Consider the following 17,880-nt stretch of genomic DNA (forward strand, 5'->3'; position numbering starts at 1 on the left):
CCTTTTGGCGTGTGCCACGGTGTGCCAGTCGCGGCCCGTGAATGCCGCCACTCGCGGAATATACGCGGAATGATCTCGCCGCCCCCTGCGGCTCCCCACGCAGGGGTGGGACGGCTTTCGTGTGCTGGTGAGCAGTTCAGCGCCGCGAGGCGGATGGACTCAATTCCCCGCCCGGCATTGACGATTCGTTGAGCTTGCCATTCCGCCGCACGCGGAAGATAACCGGCGTCCGTTCGCGACAACGATACGGGGATCCATGAAACCTCTTTCAACGACCATCAAGGCCGCGCTGGTCGGTCCGGCCATCGCCATCGGGGCGCTGGCGGGGCTCGCGCCGGTCGCCTCGGCCGCCACCACGCCGGTCCACCATGCGGTGGAGGCTGTCTGGCAACACGGGCACCACGCCCTCGACCCGCGCTGGGGCACCGACGACCCCCGCTGGGACGCGCATCAAGGCAACCGGTACGACCCGCAGTGGGGCTACTGGCGGTACGACCCCCGGTTGGGCTACCGGCACTTCGACCCGAGCATCGGCCGTTACCGCTGGGACCGGGACTGGGACCGGCGCTGGGACCACCGCTGGGACCGGCGCTGGGAGCCGCGCTGGGACCACCAGGGGGACCACCACTGGGACCACGGCTGGGATCACCGCTGAGCTTCGGCACGCGTCGCCCGCGGCCGTGACGCGCCGCGACGATGCTCTGACAAGGCCGTGGAGACGCCGCCACGGCACGTAGGTCTCGTCCGCCGCCGACCCGCACCATGCTCTCTCGGGGCCCGGAGCGGGCCGGCGGCGGCCTCGACGATGTCCAGCCGAAGATCCACCCCCACACGCTCCGGTAGCCGAATACCGAGCTTCATCCCCTCATCCCCCGATCAGGGTACCGCTACGGAACATACGCGGAACGGCCACGCCGGTGGGCGGCTCGTCTCGTGCTTCTTCGCAGGTCACAGGCTCCTTCCTGGAGCGATTTCGCGTAGGTCAGACTAGGGTGCATGAGAGTCGGTTTCGCAGTGCCCCAGTCAGGCCCGTGGGCCACCCCCGAGAACATGCGCCGCGTCGCCACGCGCGCGGAGGAGCTCGGCTATCACGAGCTGTGGACGTTCCAGCGACTGCTGTACCCGGTCGGGCATCCGATGGGGCCGACGTACCGCAGCGTGCACGACCCGCTCATCACGCTGGCCCACCTGGCGGCCGTGACGAGCCGGATCCGGCTCGGTGTGGCCGTGATCAACGCGTACGTGCAGCCGTTGGTGCTGGCCAAGCAGCTGGCCACGCTGCAGACGGTCTCGGACGGGCGGCTGACGGCCGGGATCGGGCTGGGCTGGCTGCCGGAGGAGTTCGAGGCCGCGGGCGTGGGCATGGAACGGCGGGGGCGCAGGGGCGAGGAGTTCGTCGAGGTGCTGCGCGAGGCGTGGGCCGACGACGTGGTGGAGCACAGCGGCGAGTTCTACCGCGTGCCGCCCTCCCACATCGACCCCAAGCCGGTGCCCGGACCGCCGCCGATCCTGCTCGGCGGCACCGCCGAGGTCGCGCTGCGCCGCGCCGGGCGGCTGGCCGACGGATGGGTGAGCTCCAGCAGGGAGGACCTGTCCGCGGTCGCCGGGCGGGTGGAGCTGATCAAGGCCACGCTGGCGGAGTCGGGCAGGGACGCTGCCGCGTTCCGCTTCGTGTGCCGCGGCGTCACGCAGGTCCGGGCGGCGGACGAAGACCGGCCCCTGACGGGCACGTACGAGAAGATCCGGCGTGACGTGGACGAGCTGGCCGCCAGGGGCGTGACGGACGTCTTCCACGACCTCGGCTTCGACCGTGAGTTCGTCACGCTCGACGCCAAGGAGGCGATGCGCCGGGCCGAGGAGGCGCTGGAGGCCCTGGCCCCCTAGCCGGAGGCCCTGGCCTCCTGGCCCCAGCCGCCGTACGGGACCGTGATGATCTCCAGGTTGTGGCCGTTGGGATCGGACCAGTAGAGGCCGCGGCCGCCGTCGTGGGTGTTGATCCGCCCCGGCTGCTCATGGTGCGGATCGGCCCAGTACGTCAGGCCGCGGCTCTTGATCCGTTCCCAGATCTGGTCGAACTCCTCCTCGCCGACCAGGAACGCGTAATGCTGCGGGACCACCGTCCCGCCCGACTGCATGACGTCGAGCGAGACGTCGTTGCCGAGCGTGACGACGCGGAACGGCCCGTACACCGGCGCCGGCTCCAGACCGAGGACGTCCACGAGGAACGCGGCGGTCTCGTCCCTGTCCCTCGCCTGCACGATGGTGTGGTTCAGATGGACGGACATACTTTCACGCTATGTCAGCGCGACGGGGAGCGAGCCGATGCCGTTGATGAAGTTCGACGGCAGCCAGGTCACCGGGCCGGTCACCTCGATGGCCCGCACGCTCGCGCGCAGCTCGGCCAGCAGGGCGGTGATCTCGGCGCGGGCGAGCTGGGCGCCCAGGCAGAAGTGCGGGCCGTAGCCGAACGTCAGGTGCCGGTTCGGACTCCTGCCCACGTCGAAACGGCCGGGGTCGTCGAACACGGCCTCGTCCCGGTTGGCGGAGGCGGTCCAGAGCGCCAGCACGTCACCTGCCGCGATCCGGCGTCCGGCCAGCTCGGCGTCCCGGGTGGCGGCCCTGCCGACGTGCGCGGCGGGGGTGGTCCAGCGCAGGATCTCCTCGACGGCCGTGCCGATCAGCTCAGGGTCCGCACGCAGCCGCGCCCACTGCTCGTCGTACGTGGCCAGCGCCAGCACGCCCCCGGCCATCGCCAGGCGGGCGGTCTCGTCGCCGCCGATGATGAGGTTGTAGCAGTTGAGCAGCACCTCCTCCTCGGTGAGGTCGCCGGCCACGAGCAGGCTGATGACGTCGTCGCCCGGAGCCGCCCTGCGCTGGGCGGCCAGGCGGGTGTAGTAGAGCAGGATCTCGCTCTGGGCGATCCTGGCGGGAACCCCTGTGCCCCCGCCGTCACTCTCGCCCAGCATGGCCTCGTTCGTCAGCTCCAGGACGCGCTGCCGGTCCTGCTCGGGCACGCCCAGGAGCTCGCAGATCGCGCGTAGCGGCACCTGGGCGGCCACCTCGGTCACGAAGTCGCCGCCGCCGCGCCGTACCAGCGCGCCGAGCAGCTCACGGGTGGCCGCGGTGATGGAACGCGTGACGGGGCCGAGCGTGCGCGGGCCGAAGCCGGGCGTCAGCAGGCGGCGCAGCCGGGTGTGCGCGGGGCCGTCGGTGACGACCAGCATCTTGCCCGCGCCGGGGTCATGGCCGCGCAGGAGGGTGCGCAGCATGTTGCCCTGGAGCGAGGTGAACGTGGCGGGGTCGCGCACGACGCGCAGGACGTCCTCATGGCGGGTGACGCTCCAGAACCGCTCGTGCCTGCGCACCGGGTCGTTGGCTCGCAGCCAGCGCCACACGGGGGTGAGGTCGTGGGCGGCGTGGAGGCGGGGGTCGAGGAGATCCAGCTCGTCGATCCCGGCGGGGTCCGGCGCGGGTCTCATCGCTCCAGCTCGTCCAGGAGGTCGCCGAGGGGGTCGTCGTCCTCGGGGTTCAGGGCCTTGGTGATGATCTCGTTCAGGGTGTGCTCGCGGAGGAAGGTCTCGATGGGGATGTCCAGGCCGAATCGGTCACGCAGCTCGCTGACCAGGAAGACAGCCGTCAGGGAGTCGCCACCCACGGCGAAGTACGTCCTGTCCAGGTCGGACGGCCCGGTGAGGGCCAGGGTGGTCAGGAACAGCTCGGTCACCGCCGTCGCCGTGTCCGGCTGTGGCTCGGGGGCGGCGGGCGGGGCACCGAGGGTGAGCGCGCCGTGGCTGTCTCCGGCGAACGGGTACGTGGGGAGGTGGACCCGCCGCCCGGTCGCGGGCCAGGTGACCTCCTCGCCCGCCACCCAGGCCTCGCCCAGCGGATCCCTGGCCGAGGTCGAGGTCTCCAGGGCGCCCGCCGCCCCCTCGTGGGTGGCGGCGACCACATAGGCGCGCACGTCCAGAGCGGCCCGGCCGTGGGTGAGCGTGTGGGCGACGTCGGCCAGCGGTGGCGCGCCGGGCTCGCGCAGCGCGGCGGCCAGGCGCCGGGCCGCGGCGTCGAGCTGCGCCCGAGTGCGCGCGGAAAGCGGCAGCACGACGGTGGCCGCGCCCTGGCCGGGCGCCGCGGGGGTGCTCCGGTGCGGGGACGCCTCGGTGGCCCGGCCAGAGGGCATGGGCGAGCGCCGGACCGGTGGCGGGGCTTCCTCCAGGACGGCGTGGACGTTCGTGCCGCCGATGCCGAGCGACGACACCCCCGCCAGTCGCGGCCCCCGGGCGTCCCACTCCTTCGCCTCGGTGAGCAGGTGGAACGGGGTGGCGTCGAGGTCCAGGTCCGGGTGCGGGCGGGTGACGTTCACCGTGGGCACCATCGTGCGGTTGGCCAGCATCAACGCGACCTTGATCAGCCCCGCCACGCCCGCCGCCGCGTTCAGGTGGCCGATGTTGGACTTCACGGAGCCGAGCCCGCACCGTGCCCCGGCGAAGGCCGCGGTCGCGGCCGCCACCTCGATCCGGTCCCCGAGGTCCGTCCCCGTCCCGTGCGCCTCCAGGAACTGCGCGCCCGCCGGGTCCAGCCCCGCCGCCGCCCACGCCTCGAGGATGGCGGCCGTCTGTCCGTCCACACCGGGCGCGGTGAAGCCCACCCGGGCGGCGCCGTCGTTGGTGACCGCCGTGCCGCGGATGACCGCGTGGATCGGGTCGCCGTCGGCCAGCGCGTCCTCCAGCCGCCTGAGCACCACCAGCCCGACGCCGTCGCCGCCGACCATGCCCGCCGCCTTCTCGTCGAACGGGCGGCACCTCCCGTCCGGCGAGTGGATGCCGCCGGGCTCGTACAGGTATCCGCGCTTGTACGGGGACCCGATGGACACGCCGCCCGCCAGAGCCAGGTCACACTCGCCGGTCAGCAGCGCCTGCACGGCCACGTGCACGGTGGCCAGAGAGGTCGAGCAGCCCGTGTGCACGGTCATGCTCGGCCCGGTCAACCCCAGCCGGTACGACAGCCACCCCGCCAGGAACTCCCGGTCCGTGAAGATCCGCACGTGCATGGGCCCGAGCCGGGCGTGCAGCCGCCGGTCGACCTGGGCCGCGACCGAGTGCTCGGTGGGCCCGCCGCCCACGTACACGCCCGTGCCGTCCGGGGCGCCGCGCGGGTCGTACCCGGCGTCCTCCAGCGCCGACCACGCCGTCTCCAGCAGCAGCCGGTGCTGCGGGTCCAGCGCCGCCGCCTCCGTGGCGTTGAACCCGAACAGCTCGTGCTCGAACCGGTCCGCGTCCGCCAGGAAGCCCTTGGCCGGCACGTAACCGGGGCTGCGCAGCTCGCCGGCGTCCACCCCGGCCGCCAGCAGTTCCTCCTCGCCGAAGTCGGTGATCGAGCAGACGCCGTCGCGCAGGTTGCGCCAGTATTCGGCGAGGTCGCGGGCGCCGGGGAAGCGGCCGCTCATCCCCACGATGGCCACCGCCGGTGCGTCGGTCATTCCGTACCGCCTTTCAGAGCGTTCCTACGCGCTGCCAGCCGCTCCCGCCTGCCCTGCCCGCGTCGCCGGGACTCGCCGTGGTCCGCCTGTCCGGGGCCGTCCAGGCGGGCGGCGAGGGCGGCGACCGTGGGGTGCCTGAACAGGTCCACCAGCTTGAGCCCGCCGTCGTCGCCGCGCTCGCGCAGCGCCGTCAGGACGGCGAGCAGCCTGATCGAGTTGCCGCCCAGGTCGAAGAAGTTGTCCTGCGCGCCGATCCTGGTCAGGTCGAGCACCTCGGCCCACACCTCCGCCAGCCGACGCTCGGTCGCGGTGGCCGGGGCGACGTACGGCCGGTCCAGATCGGGGCGGGTGAGCGGGGGATCGGGCAGCCGGGACCTGTCCACCTTGCCGGACTTGTTGTGGGGCAGCTCGTCCAGGAAGACGACCATGTCCGGGACCATGTAGCCGGGCAGCCGCTCGCCCAGCCAGGCCCGCAGCTCCCCGGCGGCCGGCCCCTCGGTGGCCCCGTCGCCGGTGGGGACCGCGTACACCGCCAGCCGGTCGCCACGCACGGTCGCCGCCGCGACCGAGACGCCCGGGTGCGCGGCCAGGACCGTCTCGATCTCTCCCAGCTCGACCCGGAAGCCCCTCAGCTTGACCTGCGTGTCCACCCGCCCGAGGTAGGACAGGACCCCGTCGGCGTCGTGCCTGCCGAGGTCGCCTGTGCGGTACATGCGCTCGCCCGGTTCGCCGAACGGGTTCGCGACGAAGCGCTCCGCCGTCAGGCCGGGCCGGTTGGCGTACCCTCGGGCCATCCCCGCGCCCGCCAGGTAGATCTCGCCCACCACACCCGCGGGCACCGGGCGCAGCCGCTCGTCCAGCACGTACGCGCGCGCGTTCGCCACCGGACGCCCGATCACCACCGGCTCGCCGGGCACGAGGTCGGCCGTGGTGGCGTAGACCGCGGTCTCGCTCGGCCCGTACGCGTCCACCACCCGGCGCGACGGCGTCGCCCAGCGCTCGACCAGTTCGGCCGGGCACGCCTCGCCCCCGATGGCCAGCGTGCGCAGGTCGGGGAGGGCCCCGGGCGGGCACGGCAGCGACATGGCGGCCGACGGTGGCAGGAAGGCGTAGGTGATCCGGGAGTCGCGCAGCCGGGCGTACAGGTCCTCGCCGAGCCGCTCGCACTCGGCCGCCACGTGCAGCTCGGCCCCGGCGACGAAGGAGAAGAACAGGTCGGACACGGCCACGTCGAACCCGAACGACACGTACTGCAGCACGCGGTCGTCGCCGGTCACCGGGAACTGGGGGCGCACGGCGGTGGCCAGGTTGAGCAGGGCGCGGTGCTCGACGGTCACGCCCTTGGGGGTGCCGGTGGAGCCGGAGGTGTAGAGGATGTAGGCGGTGTCGGTGAGGGTGGGCTCCGACCTGGTCGCGGGTCCGATCGCGGGCGCTTCCCCGTCCGGCCGCATCACGGGAGCGCCCAGGTCTCTGGGCTCCGCGGCGATCAGCAGGCGGACCCCGGCGTCCGCGACCATGAACCTCAGCCGGGCCTCCGGATGACCGGGGTCGAGCGGGACGTACGCGCCGCCCGCGCGCAGCACCGCGAGGGCCGCCACCGCCATGTCGGCGCCCCTGGGCAGGCAGAGCCCCACCGGGACCTCCGGCCCCACGCCTGCCGCGCGCAGCCGGGCGGCCAGGCCGTCCGCCCGCTCCATCAGGTCGCGGTACGTGAGCGAGGTCGAGCCGTACACCAGAGCCGTCGCGTCCGGGCGTTCGCGTGCGCGGTCGGCCACCAGGTCGGGGACCAGGCGTGTGCCGGTGGAGGCGCCGGCGGCGGGCGCGGTGCGGTTCCAGTCGCCGAGCACCAGGCGGCGGTCCTCGGGCGAGAGGAGGTCGACGGCCGTGGTGGGCAGGTCCGGCCGGTCGAGCAGGCCGTTCACGAGCGTCGCGAAGGCACGGGCCCAGTGGCGGACGGTCCCGGGCGTGAACAGGTCGGCGCGGTAGATGAACTGGGCGGCCAGGCGGTCCGCGTCCCGCTCGACGTTCAGAAGCAGGTCGAACTTGGCCTCGCTCAGCAGCAGCTCGACTCGCTCCGTGACGGCGCCCGGCAGGTCGAGCCGCATGCCGGCGTCGTCGTCGAAGGCCATCATCACCTGCACGAGCGGGTCGTGGCTGAGCTCCCTGCCGGGCGCCACGGCCTCGACGACCGCCTCGAACGGCGCCTCCTGGTACGGGTGGGCGGCCAGGAAGCGGTCACGTACGCGGGTGATCAGGTCGAGGAAGGACGGCTCGCCCGACAGGTCCGTACGGACGGCGAGGGTGTTGGCCAGCAGCCCGACCAGGCCCTGGACGTCGGGGTGGTCGCGGCCCGAGACGGGCGTGGCCACGACGAGGTCCCGCTGCCCCGAGATCCTGGCCAGGAACGCGGCGAAGGCCGCGAACAACGCCATGAACGGCGTCGCGTTCCGCTCGGCGGCCACCTTCGCCAGACGCTCCCGCGTGTCCGGGGGCAGCGCGATCCGCTCGACGCCCCCGGCGGTGGACTGCACGGCGGGGCGGGGATGGTCGGTGGGGAGCGCCGGGGTCGTGGGCGCGTCCCTGAGCGACTCGGCCCAGAACGCGACGGCCTCGTCGAGGGCATGGGAGTCCAGCCGCTCCCGCTGCCAGACCGCGTAGTCGGGGTACTGCAGCGGTGGCTCCCCACCGCCCTGGACCTCCGGCGACCCGCTGTGATCATCGGACGCCGGAGGGACGGCAAGGCGGTAGGAGTCGGCGATGTCGCGGAGGAGGATCCGCAGGGACCAGCCGTCGCACACCAGGTGGTGGGCGGTCAGCAGGACGCGGTGGCTGCCGTCGTCCAGCGCGTACACGACGCACCGCAGCAGCGGCCCCGCCGCCACGTCGAACGGCGTCCCCGCCTCCGCCACCATCAACGGGTACGACTCGGCCACGGGCACGTCCCGCTCCACCCGCAGCGCCGCCCTACCCCCCACACCGGGCCCTCCCTCCGCCACCACCTGCACGTACTCGCCGTCGTGCGGCCGGAACACGGTGCGCAGCGACTCGTGCCGGGCGAGCGCCGCGTCCAGGCTCGCGCCGAAGGCCGCCACGTCGAAGGATCCGTGCACGGCGAAGGCCACGGGCACGTTGTACTGGGCCGTGCCGGGATTGAGCTGATCCAGCACCAGCATCCTGGCCTGCGCGGGCGACACGGGGAACTCGTACTCAACCGGCACCATCAGAACTCCCGCAGGATCGGTTGGAGGACTCTGGCGATCTCGGCGGCGGGCCCCGGCCTGAGCAGGTCGCTGTGTCCGCAGTCGAGATCGTGGACGCGTACGCGCGCGGGGGCCCAGCGCTCGGCCTTGACCGCCGAGGACACGCCGCCGGGCTGGGCGGTGGCCGAGTAGAGCAGCACCGTCCCGTCGAAGGGCGGCGGCCGGTACGTGACCGCCAGCCGGAGATGCCCGGCCACCGTGTCGGCCACGGCGGACAGCCGCTCGTCGTCCAGCCCCGACAGCGGGCCCTCGCTGCCGCGCACCGCCGCGAACACCCGGGCCCGCTCCAGCGGCCCCGGCTGGGCGTAGGGGTGAAGCGTACGGGTGCGCAGCAGGATGGTCAGCGCCTCCTGCTCGACCGCCTCGGGATCCGCCGGGAACCCGGCCGGCCACGGGAAGGCGTCGAGCGAGGCCACCAGCCCCACCTCCTGCCCGGACTCCCGCAGGCAGGCGGCCATCTCGTACGCGAGCAGGCCGCCGAAGGAGTGCCCGAGCAGCAGGTACGGCCCCTCGGGGCGGACGGCCCTGACGCGCGTCAGGTAGTCCTCGGCCAGCTCCCGCATGCTTCCCGGGAGCGTCCAGCCGGCCTGGAGCGACGGCGACTGCAGCGCGTGGACCGGGCGGCCGGGGGTCAGGTGGGGCAGGAGCGCGGTGTACGACCAGCCGATGCCCCGGCCGGGGTGCACGCAGAACAGCGGCGGCCTGTCGCCCTCCGGCCGGAGTGTCAGCAGCGGTGACAGGTCCAGCTCGGTGGCCGCCCTGTTCAGCCTCACGGCGAGCCTGGCGGGGGTGGGCGCCTCGAACAGGGCGGCGATGCTCGTGCGCACGCCCAGCCTGGACTCGATCGCCGCCGTGAGCCGCATGGCGAGGAGCGAGTCGCCGCCGGAGTCGAAGAAGTCGGCGTCCGCACCCACCGCCCCCGTGCCCAGGACCTCGGCGAACAGCTCGCACAGCTCCTTCTCGCGCGGCGTCCCCGGCTCCCTGGCGGCGGGGGCGGGGAGCGCCGGATCGGGCAGGGCCGCGCGGTCGACCTTGCCGTGCGGGGTGAGCGGGAGACGGTCGAGGGGAACGTACCGGGCGGGCAGGAGATGCTTGGGCAGCCGGGCGGCGGCGTGCTCACGCACCCGATCCAGCGCGCCACCGCGAGCCAGGACGAGGTAGGCGATGAGCCGCCGCCCCGCGCCCGGCGTGGCGACGACCACGGCGCGGTCCACCTCCGGGGAGCTCTCCAGGACGTACTCGACCTCGCCGGGCTCGATCCGGTAGCCGCGGATCTTCACCTGCCCGTCGGCCCGCCCCGCGAACTCCAGCTCCCCGTCGAACGTCCACCGCGCCAGGTCACCGGTCCGGTACATCCGCTCGCCCGCCGCGAACGGATCCGCCACGAACCGCTCCGCCGTCCGCCCCGGGCGGCCGAGATAGCCGCGGGCCAGCCCGGTCCCCGCGACGTACAGCTCCCCGACCGTGCCGATGGGGGAGGGGCGCAGGCGCGGGTCCAGGACGTACACGCGGGTGTCGTCGAGCGGGCGTCCGATCGGTACGGCGTCGCCGGCCCAGCCCGAGGGGACCGGGTGGCTGGTGGCGAACGTGGTCGTCTCCGTGGGGCCGTACCCGTTGACGACCCGCACGCCGCGCCCCGACACCCGCCGCACCGCGTCCGGCGGCAGCACGTCGCCCCCGGCCCACACCTCGTCCACCGTGGCGAGCGCGTCGGGCGCCAGGTCGGCCACGGTGCGGAACAGCTCGGCCGTCAGCCACACCGCGCTGAGCCGGGCCCGCCTGATCGTGTCCGGCTGGAGCGGGCCCGGCGGGGCGATGACGACCGTCCCGCCGTTCAGCAGCGGCACCCACAGCTCGTACGTGGCCGCGTCGAACGTGTGCGGACTGTGCAGCAGCACCCGCCGGTGGGCGGCGAAGCGCCGGTCGGAGGTCAGCTCGAGGATGTTCGCGTGGGTGACGACGACGCCCTTGGGGGTGCCGGTGGAGCCGGAGGTGTACATGACGTACGCCGCCGAGCGCGGGTCGGCCGGCCCTGCCGATGGCCGTGGCGTGGAACGGCCCTCGCCCGCCTCCAGCCGGGTCAGGACGGTCTTGGCGCCGCTGTCCTCCAGCAGCCAGGCCAGCCGCGCCTCGGGCTGCCCCGGGTCCAGCGGGACGTAGCAGCCGCCCGTCTTCAGCACGGCGAGCTGGGCCACCACCAGGTCGGGTGAGCGCTCCATGAGCAGCGCGACCGGCGTCTCCGGCGCCACGTCCAGCCCGGCGGCGACCTGGCCGGACCAGGCGTCCAGCTCGGCGTAGGTGAGGGTGTGCCCGCCGTGCTCGACCGCCACCGCGTCCGGCGTGCGGGCCGCCTGCGCGGCGAACCGCTCCGGCACCGACCCCGCCGCCGCGTGCCGGGCGCCTGGCCGCGCGGTGTCGTTCCAGGTCACCAGCAGCCGGTGCGACTCCTCCTCCGGCAGCACGTCTCCCGTACCGCCATCGGCGAGAACCTCGAACGCCCTGGTCAGCCGGGCCGCGATGGCCTCGGTCTCGGTCCTGGTCAGCAGCTCCGCGCGGTAGCCGAGGCGCAGCCAGAGCCGCTCGCCCGCGACCACCGTGACCGTGAGCGGGTAGTGCGTGGCGTCCCGGACCTCGGCCAGTCGCAGGCCGGACGTGTCCAGGCCGTCGCGGGGGTAGTTCTCGAAGGCCAGCAGGGTGTCGAACAGCTCGCCGGTCCCGCGCTGCACGTCCGCCAGCCGTACGTGATGGAACGCCGTGAGCCTGGCCTGCTCGTCCTGCAGGCGGGTGAGCAGGTCGCGTTCGCGGGTCCTGACCCGTACCGGCACGGCGTTGATGAACAGGCCCGCCATCGACTCCACGCCCGCCACCTCCGGCGGACGGCCGGACACCACAGTCCCGAACACCACGTCCTCGCGCCCGGTCAGCCGCCCGAGCACCAGCCCCCACGCCGCCTGCACCAGCGTGTTCACGGTCACGCCCGCGCGGCGCGCCCGGTCCCGCAGGGCCTCACTCAGCTCGCGCGTCAGCTCCAGCTCCACCGTCTCCTGGCGCCCGCTCCCAGCGCCCGAGCCCGGTCTGAGCAGGGTCGGGCCCGGCAGGCCCGCGAGCGACTCCCGCCAGGCCCGCGCGGCGAGCTCGCCGTCCTGGTCGCGCAGCCAGGCCAGATAGTCGCGGTACGGAGGCGCGGGCGGCAGTTCGCCCTCGCCGGCGTACAAGGCGGCCAGCTCCCTGGCCAGGATCGGCATCGACCAGCCGTCCACCAGGATGTGGTGCATGGTCAGCACCAGCTCTTTCCGCCGGACAAGGGTGGCGCGGACCAGTGGCGGCCTGGTGACGTCGAACGGGCGCAGCAGGTCGGCCTCCAGCATGCGCTCCAGCTCGGCGTCCGACGGCGGGTCCACCTCCGTCCACGGCAGCCGCACCCGGTGGGGGACGAGCTGCACCGGGCGGTCGAGGCCTTTGTGGCGGAAGCAGGCGCGCAGGTTCGGGTGGCGGGCGAGCAGGGCCTCCACCGCCGCGCGCAGCCTCGCCGGGTCCGCCTCGCCGCCGACGGTGAATCTGGCCTGGATGACGTACGCGTCGTCGCCGCCGTACAGGGCGTGGAAGAGCAGGCCCTCCTGCGCGGGGGAGAGCGGCAGCACGTCGGCCAGCCTGCCGCTCACCAGTCACCGTCCAGGTCCGCTTCGAGATCCTCGATCTGGCTCTGCGACAGCTCGACCAGCGGGAAGTCGGAGCTGGTCGCGCCGCCCTCGCCCGCCCGGCCCGCCAGCTCGGCCAGTGCGTCGAACCACAGCCCGGCCAGCCTCTCCACCTGGTCCTCGCCGATGGCGTCGGCGGCGTACGACCAGCTCGCCACCAGCCGCCCCGCGTGCACGACGGTGTCCAGCTCGATCGCGTACGCCATGGGGGCGCCGGGCATGCCGACCAGCTCGCCGTCGAACCGGCCCAGGTAGTTGAAGCGCAGGTCCGGCGTGGGAAGCTCGGCCAGTTCGCGTGCGGTGCGCGGGTTGAGGTAGCGGAGGAGGCCGTAGCCGAGGCCGCCCGAGGGCACGGCGCGGAGCCGCTCCTTGGTCCGCTTGAGCGCCTCGGCCGGGGAGCCGGTGGCGTCCAGCCTGACCGGGTATTGGGTGGTGAACCAGCCGACCGTGCCGGTGATGTCGACGTCGTCCGCGGGGGACTCCCGGCCGTGCCCTTCGAGGTCCACCAGCACGCCGGTGCCGCCGCGCCACCTGGTCACGGCGCCGGCCAGGGCGGTGAGCAGCACGTCGTCGGGGCCGCAGCGGAAGGCGGCGGGGAGATCGGTGACGGCCTGCTCGGTGAGGTCGGCTGGGAGCGTCCTGGTGAGCGTGGTGCGCGGCCCGCCCTGTCCGCTCCAGCCGGGTGCGATCCCGGCCTCGTCCCCCGAGACCAGCCGCTTCCACACCGGCAGCTCCGCCTCCACCCGCTCGGACCGCACGGCCTCGGCGGCGAGCAGCCGGGCCCAGCCCGCGAATGATGTGCCCGCGGCGCCGGGTGTGTCGCTGCCCTCCAGGAGAGCGGTCAGCTCGGGGCCCAGGATGCGCCAGGAGACGCCGTCCACGGCCAGGTGGTGCGCGGTGACCAGCAGCCGGTCTGGTTCGAGCCAGGTGGCGGCGAGCATCTGCCCGCGCTCCGGATCCAGCCGCGGCGCCGTCTCCGTGCCGGCGCGCGTGAAGAGCACCTCCACCGGCTCGTCCTGCGGCGGCACCTCCAGCTCCCAGTCGGTGTCCGAGTGCCGCAGCAGGCGCATGCGCAGGGCCGCGTGCCGCGCCGCCAACGTCCGCAGCGCCGCCCTGATCCGCTCCTCGCCGGCTCCCTCGGGCACGGGCAGGAGCAGCGACTGGGTGAACGTGTCGAGCGGGCCGCCGTGCTCGCGCCACCAGTGCATGATCGGCGTCAGCGGGAATCTGCCCACAGGGGAGTCAGCGACCGCTCGCGCGGTGGCCCGTGCCACCGACGCCAGCGCGGCCGGGGTCCTGGCGACGAACACCTCGCGCGGCGTGAGACTCATCCCCGCCGCCCTGGCGCGGCCGACGAGCTGGATCGCACCGATGCTGTCGCCACCCAGCCGGAAGAAGTCGTCGTCCGGGCCCGCGGGCGCGTCGAGCAGCTCGGCGAACAGTTCGCACAGTGCGGCCTCCCGTCCGGACACCGGCTCGCGCGGCGTCGTCGGCCGGAAGGACGGCGCGGGCAGAGCGGCCCGGTCCAGCTTGCCCTGCGGCGTGATCGGCAACGCGTCCAGCACCACGAACTCGCCCGGCACCATGTGCACAGGCAACGACGCCACGGCATGCGCCAGTACGTCGCCGGTATCGCACGAGATGCCGCGACCGACGAGGTACGCGATGAGGCGGCCGTCCCGGAGCGCCACCGCGGCCCGGTCGACGGACTCGTGGCGGGCCAGCACCGCCTCGATCTCGCCCGGTTCCACGCGGACGCCGCGCACCTTCACCTGGTCGTCCGCGCGGCCGAGAAAATGCAGCTGGCCGTCGGGCCGCCGGTGCACCAGATCGCCCGTGCGGTACATGCGCTCCCCGGGCGCGCCGAACGGGTTGGCCACGAAGCGCTCGGCCGTGAGCCCCGGCCGGTTCAGGTAGCCGCGGGCCACACCGGCGCCCGCGACGTACAACTCCCCGGGCACCCCCACGGGCATCGGCCGCAGCCGCTCGTCCAGGACGTACAGGCGGGTGCCGGCGAGGGCACGCCCGATCGGCGGGAGGGAGCCGTCGGCGGCCAGCGGGTCGCTCACCGTGGCGGCCACCGTGATCTCCGTCGGCCCGTACGCGTTCCAGAATCGGGTGCCCGCCCACGCCGCCACCAGCTCCGGCGGGCACACGTCGGCGCCCGTGGCCAGCCCGCGCAGGGCGGGGTGGCCGCCGGGCGGCACGCCGGCCAGCACGGCCGGAGGGATGATCGCGAACGTGATCCGCCGCTCCCGCAGCACCTCGCCGAGCTCGGAGCCCACCAGCGGCCCGTCGGGCGGGACGACGAGCGTGCCGCCGGAGCCGAACGCCATGCACAGTTCGGCCACCGAGATGTCGAACGCCGCCGGTCCGAGCTGCAGGACACGGCTGGAGCCGTCCAGCTCGAAGGCGGTCACCAGCGAGTGGGCCAGGCTCGCGATGCCCGCGTGGCCGACCACGACCCCCTTGGGGCGGCCGGTGGAGCCGGAGGTGTAGATCACGTATGCCGCGCCGAACGGCGCAAGAGCGGGAAATTTCCCAATAAATCCGGCAATGTCGGGTGAGATCCGCTCGATCCCCAGCTCCGGCAGCGCACCGGGCGGCGCGATCAGCAGCGTGGCCCCCGCGTCCTCGACCGTGTAAGCGATGCGCTCGGCCGGGTGGTCGAGGTCGAGCGGCAGGTACGCCCCACCGGCGCGCTGCACCGCGAGCATCGCCACCACCCGCTCCACCGACCGCCCGAGCCCCAGGGCAACCACCCGCTCGGGCCCCACCCCGCGCTCCCGCAGCGCCCCGGCCAGCCCATCCACTCGCTCAAGCAGCCCGCGATAGGTGAGCCGCTCGTCGTCCGACTCCACGGCCACGGCGTCCGGCGTCCGCTCGGCCCAGCGGGCCACCAACTCGGGCAGGCTCGTGTGCGGCAGCTCGACGGCGGCGCCCCCGAAGTCCTCCACGACGGGTCGCGTCATCGTGGCCGCCGCCACCGGCGCGTCCGGCGCGGACACAAGCGAGCCGAGCAGCGTGGTGAAGGCGTCCGCCCACTCACGCACGACCTCGGGCGCGTACAGGTCGGTACGGATCTCCAGGCTCGCCTCGAACCCGTCGTCGCCGTCGCGCACGATCCCGATCAGGTCGTGCTCCCCGCCGGTGTGCACGCGCTCGGGATCGGCGATCTCACGCAGCCTGGCCACGCTCTCCTGGCGCGGCAGGTGCATGAACACCCACTGGAACAGCGGCGACCGCCCGGCCACCCGCTCCGGGTCCACGGCCTGGACGACCCTGCCCACGGGGACGTCGGCGTTCGCGAGGACCTGGGGGAACTCGGCGGTGAAGCGGGACAGCAGGCCGGCGAACGTCGTGTCGCCGTCGACGCGCCAGCGGATGGGGACGGTGTTCATGACGTACCCGATGACGCGCTCCAGGCCCTTGGCGGACCTATTGGCCATGGGGGTGCCCGTGATCAGGTCGGGCTCGCCGGTCAGCCGGTGCGCGAACACCGCGAACGCCGTCATCAGCACCCCGTACACCGTGGCGCCGCGCTCCTTGGCGAGCGCACGCACGGCGGCCTCGGTGCCCGCGTCGATGCGGAAGGCGATCTGCTCGACCCCGAAGTCCCCGCCCGGCGTGGCGCCGGCGGAGAAGGGGCCGACCGTCAGGGGGCGGGGCGGGTCCGCCAGGTAGCCGCGCCACCAGTCGAGCTGCGCGTCGAACACCCCCGCCGCCGCCAGCTCACGCTGCCATCCGGCGAAGTCGGCGTACTGGATCTCGGGGCGGCGCAGGCGCGGCGGGACGCGGTCGCGCACGGCGCGGTAGGCCTCGGTGAGCTCGCCGTGCAGCACGTCGAACGACCACCAGTCGGTGGCGATGTGGTGCAGCGCCAGCGCCAGCGTGGAGCGCGTCCCGTCCACGGTGATGAACTGCCCCCTGATCAGCCGCCCGCCGTCGAGGTCGAACGTGCGGCGGCTGAAGGCGTGCAGCGCCTCGCGCAGGCTCACGCCCGTGCCGCGCAGGTCGAGCCGCTCCAGCTTGAACGGCTCCGCGGCCGGGAAGTCCACCCGCAGGTCGCCGACCTCGCCCTTGATCCGCATGCGCAGGCTGTCGTGCTGCTCCTGCACGACGGTCAGCGCCGCCTCCAGGTCGGCCGGGTCGACGGGGGCGTCGAAGTGGTACGAGCAGCACAGGTTGAGCGCTGCCGTGTCCGGATAGAGCGACTCGTACACCCAGAGGTCCTCCTGGGCGGGGCTGAGCCGCACGGGCCGCGCGGGGTCGCGCGGGGGCACGATGTCGGGGATCGCGTCGAGCTTGCCCGCCTCGACGAGGCGGCGCAGCAGCTCCACCCGGCGCTCGCCCCCGAGCGCGGCGAAGCGGTCGGCGCTGTTCATGACAGGCTCGCCAGCCTTTCCAGTCCGGCGAGCACCTCGTCGGCGCCGAGCCCGAAGTCCACGAAGCAGGCCACCTCGTCGCAGCCCAGGTCGGCCAGGTCCGCCAGGCTCTTGCGGCACGTCTCCGCGGAGCCCAGCAGGCTGCCCCAGCTCAGGTAGCGCTGGAAGGCGAACTCCGTGAGGATGTCCAGCTGCGCGGGGGTGAGCGAATCGGCCCTCTTGTCCTTGTTGGCGGCGGTCTGCGCCACATACGACTTCAGGTACGCCTTGAGCGGCCCGCCCGCCCGTTCCCTGGCCTGCTCGTCGGTGACGCCCACGTAGGTGTGGGCCATGAGCGTGACGGTGCCCCTGGGCGGGGTGCCGTCCACTTCGGGTGCCTCGTCGTAGGCCTTGCGGTAGAGGCGGATCTTCTCGGCTAATTCCTCGCGGGTCTGACCGATGGTGGCGCCGAGGACGTTCGTCCGCATCCGCCCGGCCGCCTCCCACGTCTGCGGGCTGCCCGAGGTCGTGGTCCACAGCGGCAGGGCGGGGGAGTACGGGCGCGGCTGCGACGTCACCGCCACCTGCTCGCCCGTGCCGCCGGTGAACTCCACCGCCTCGCCCGCCCACAGCCTGCGCAGCAGCCCGATGTCGCTGAACGCCCGGGCACGCCGGTCCTCGAAGGCGTCAGGGGCGAGCACGAAGTCCTTCGAGTGCCAGCCGGTAGCCACGGAGACCCCGGCCCGGCCGCGTGACAGGTTGTCCACGAGGGCCCAGTCCTCGGCGACGCGCAGCGGGTGGTGGAGGGGGAGCACGAGGCTGCCCGCCCGCACGTGGATGCGCTCGGTGGCCACGGCGAGCGCCGCGCTGAGCACGGCCGGGTTGGGGAAGACCTGCCCGACCTGCTGGAAGTGCCGCTCTGGAGTCCAGACGGCGGTGAAGCCGAGCCGGTCGGCGGCCCGGGTGATCGTCAGGATGTCGTCGTATTTCGCGGCATGGCCGGCGGAGCCGGTCGTGGCGTTCGGGCCGGCGGCGTCCGCGTCGTCGGCGCCGAAGAACATCACACTGAGGTCCATGGGCGT

Annotated in this window: 9 protein-coding genes; 2 read left to right on the plus strand and 7 right to left on the minus strand. The window is 73.9% G+C overall.

Going from position 1 to position 17,880, the window contains the following annotated elements; genetic code table 11:
• Positions 1 to 256 precede the first annotated feature (256 nt).
• Together ACQPWU_RS20900 and ACQPWU_RS20905 are read left to right on the plus strand one after the other, a co-directional pair.
• Complete coding sequence (locus tag ACQPWU_RS20900) at positions 257 to 655, plus strand: hypothetical protein (RefSeq protein WP_433442467.1); 399 nt, start codon at positions 257 to 259, stop codon at positions 653 to 655.
• Between the two features lie 341 nt (positions 656 to 996).
• Complete coding sequence (locus ACQPWU_RS20905) at positions 997 to 1,884, plus strand: TIGR03619 family F420-dependent LLM class oxidoreductase (protein ID WP_433442469.1); 888 nt, start codon at positions 997 to 999, stop codon at positions 1,882 to 1,884.
• Here ACQPWU_RS20905 and ACQPWU_RS20910 read toward each other — a convergent pair.
• The 7 genes from ACQPWU_RS20910 to ACQPWU_RS20940 are packed head-to-tail and all read right to left on the minus strand — an operon-like array spanning position 1,881 to position 17,874.
• On the minus strand, positions 1,881 to 2,285 hold the full coding sequence (locus ACQPWU_RS20910; protein WP_433442471.1) for a VOC family protein: 405 nt from the start codon (positions 2,283 to 2,285) through the stop codon (positions 1,881 to 1,883). The two genes, ACQPWU_RS20905 and ACQPWU_RS20910, sit on opposite strands and share 4 nt — an antisense overlap.
• Positions 2,286 to 2,294: 9 nt before the next feature.
• The gene (locus ACQPWU_RS20915; protein ID WP_433442473.1) at positions 2,295 to 3,479 is read right to left on the minus strand and encodes a cytochrome P450; all 1,185 of its coding nucleotides are present in this window, start codon (positions 3,477 to 3,479) and stop codon (positions 2,295 to 2,297) included.
• Entirely contained in the window at positions 3,476 to 5,476 is a 2,001-nt protein-coding gene (locus ACQPWU_RS20920) for a beta-ketoacyl synthase N-terminal-like domain-containing protein (protein ID WP_433442475.1), read from the minus strand. Before ACQPWU_RS20920 ends, ACQPWU_RS20915 begins: the two co-directional genes overlap by 4 nt.
• Positions 5,473 to 8,697, minus strand: coding sequence for a non-ribosomal peptide synthetase (locus ACQPWU_RS20925; RefSeq protein WP_433442478.1), 3,225 nt, complete (start codon positions 8,695 to 8,697; stop codon positions 5,473 to 5,475). The genes ACQPWU_RS20920 and ACQPWU_RS20925 overlap by 4 nt, the downstream gene beginning before the upstream one ends.
• The gene (locus ACQPWU_RS20930; protein WP_433442480.1) at positions 8,697 to 12,398 is read right to left on the minus strand and encodes a non-ribosomal peptide synthetase; all 3,702 of its coding nucleotides are present in this window, start codon (positions 12,396 to 12,398) and stop codon (positions 8,697 to 8,699) included. The genes ACQPWU_RS20925 and ACQPWU_RS20930 overlap by 1 nt, the downstream gene beginning before the upstream one ends.
• A complete protein-coding gene (locus tag ACQPWU_RS20935) occupies positions 12,395 to 16,819 on the minus strand; it encodes an amino acid adenylation domain-containing protein (RefSeq protein WP_433442482.1) in 4,425 nt (1,474 codons plus the stop codon). Before ACQPWU_RS20935 ends, ACQPWU_RS20930 begins: the two co-directional genes overlap by 4 nt.
• Positions 16,816 to 17,874 carry a MupA/Atu3671 family FMN-dependent luciferase-like monooxygenase gene (locus tag ACQPWU_RS20940; protein ID WP_433442484.1) on the minus strand — a complete coding sequence of 353 codons (1,059 nt, stop codon included), beginning with the start codon at positions 17,872 to 17,874 and terminating at the stop codon, positions 16,816 to 16,818. The genes ACQPWU_RS20935 and ACQPWU_RS20940 overlap by 4 nt, the downstream gene beginning before the upstream one ends.
• Between the last annotated feature and the right edge of the window lie 6 nt (positions 17,875 to 17,880).

Origin of the sequence: Nonomuraea sp. CA-141351 (assembly GCF_050944675.1) — a bacterium.
GTDB lineage: Bacteria > Actinomycetota > Actinomycetes > Streptosporangiales > Streptosporangiaceae > Nonomuraea.

Excerpts from the sequence above, each read along its gene's own strand:
- ACQPWU_RS20925 (WP_433442478.1), bottom strand. The coding sequence starts at position 8,697 with ATGGTGCCGGTTGAGTACGAGTTCCCCGTGTCGCCCGCGCAGGCCAGG.
- ACQPWU_RS20935 (WP_433442482.1), bottom strand. The coding sequence starts at position 16,819 with ATGAACAGCGCCGACCGCTTCGCCGCGCTCGGGGGCGAGCGCCGGGTG.
- ACQPWU_RS20940 (WP_433442484.1), bottom strand. The coding sequence starts at position 17,874 with ATGGACCTCAGTGTGATGTTCTTCGGCGCCGACGACGCGGACGCCGCC.
- ACQPWU_RS20900 (WP_433442467.1), top strand. The coding sequence starts at position 257 with ATGAAACCTCTTTCAACGACCATCAAGGCCGCGCTGGTCGGTCCGGCC.
- ACQPWU_RS20920 (WP_433442475.1), bottom strand. The coding sequence starts at position 5,476 with ATGACCGACGCACCGGCGGTGGCCATCGTGGGGATGAGCGGCCGCTTC.
- ACQPWU_RS20910 (WP_433442471.1), bottom strand. The coding sequence starts at position 2,285 with ATGTCCGTCCATCTGAACCACACCATCGTGCAGGCGAGGGACAGGGAC.
- ACQPWU_RS20905 (WP_433442469.1), top strand. The coding sequence starts at position 997 with ATGAGAGTCGGTTTCGCAGTGCCCCAGTCAGGCCCGTGGGCCACCCCC.
- ACQPWU_RS20915 (WP_433442473.1), bottom strand. The coding sequence starts at position 3,479 with ATGAGACCCGCGCCGGACCCCGCCGGGATCGACGAGCTGGATCTCCTC.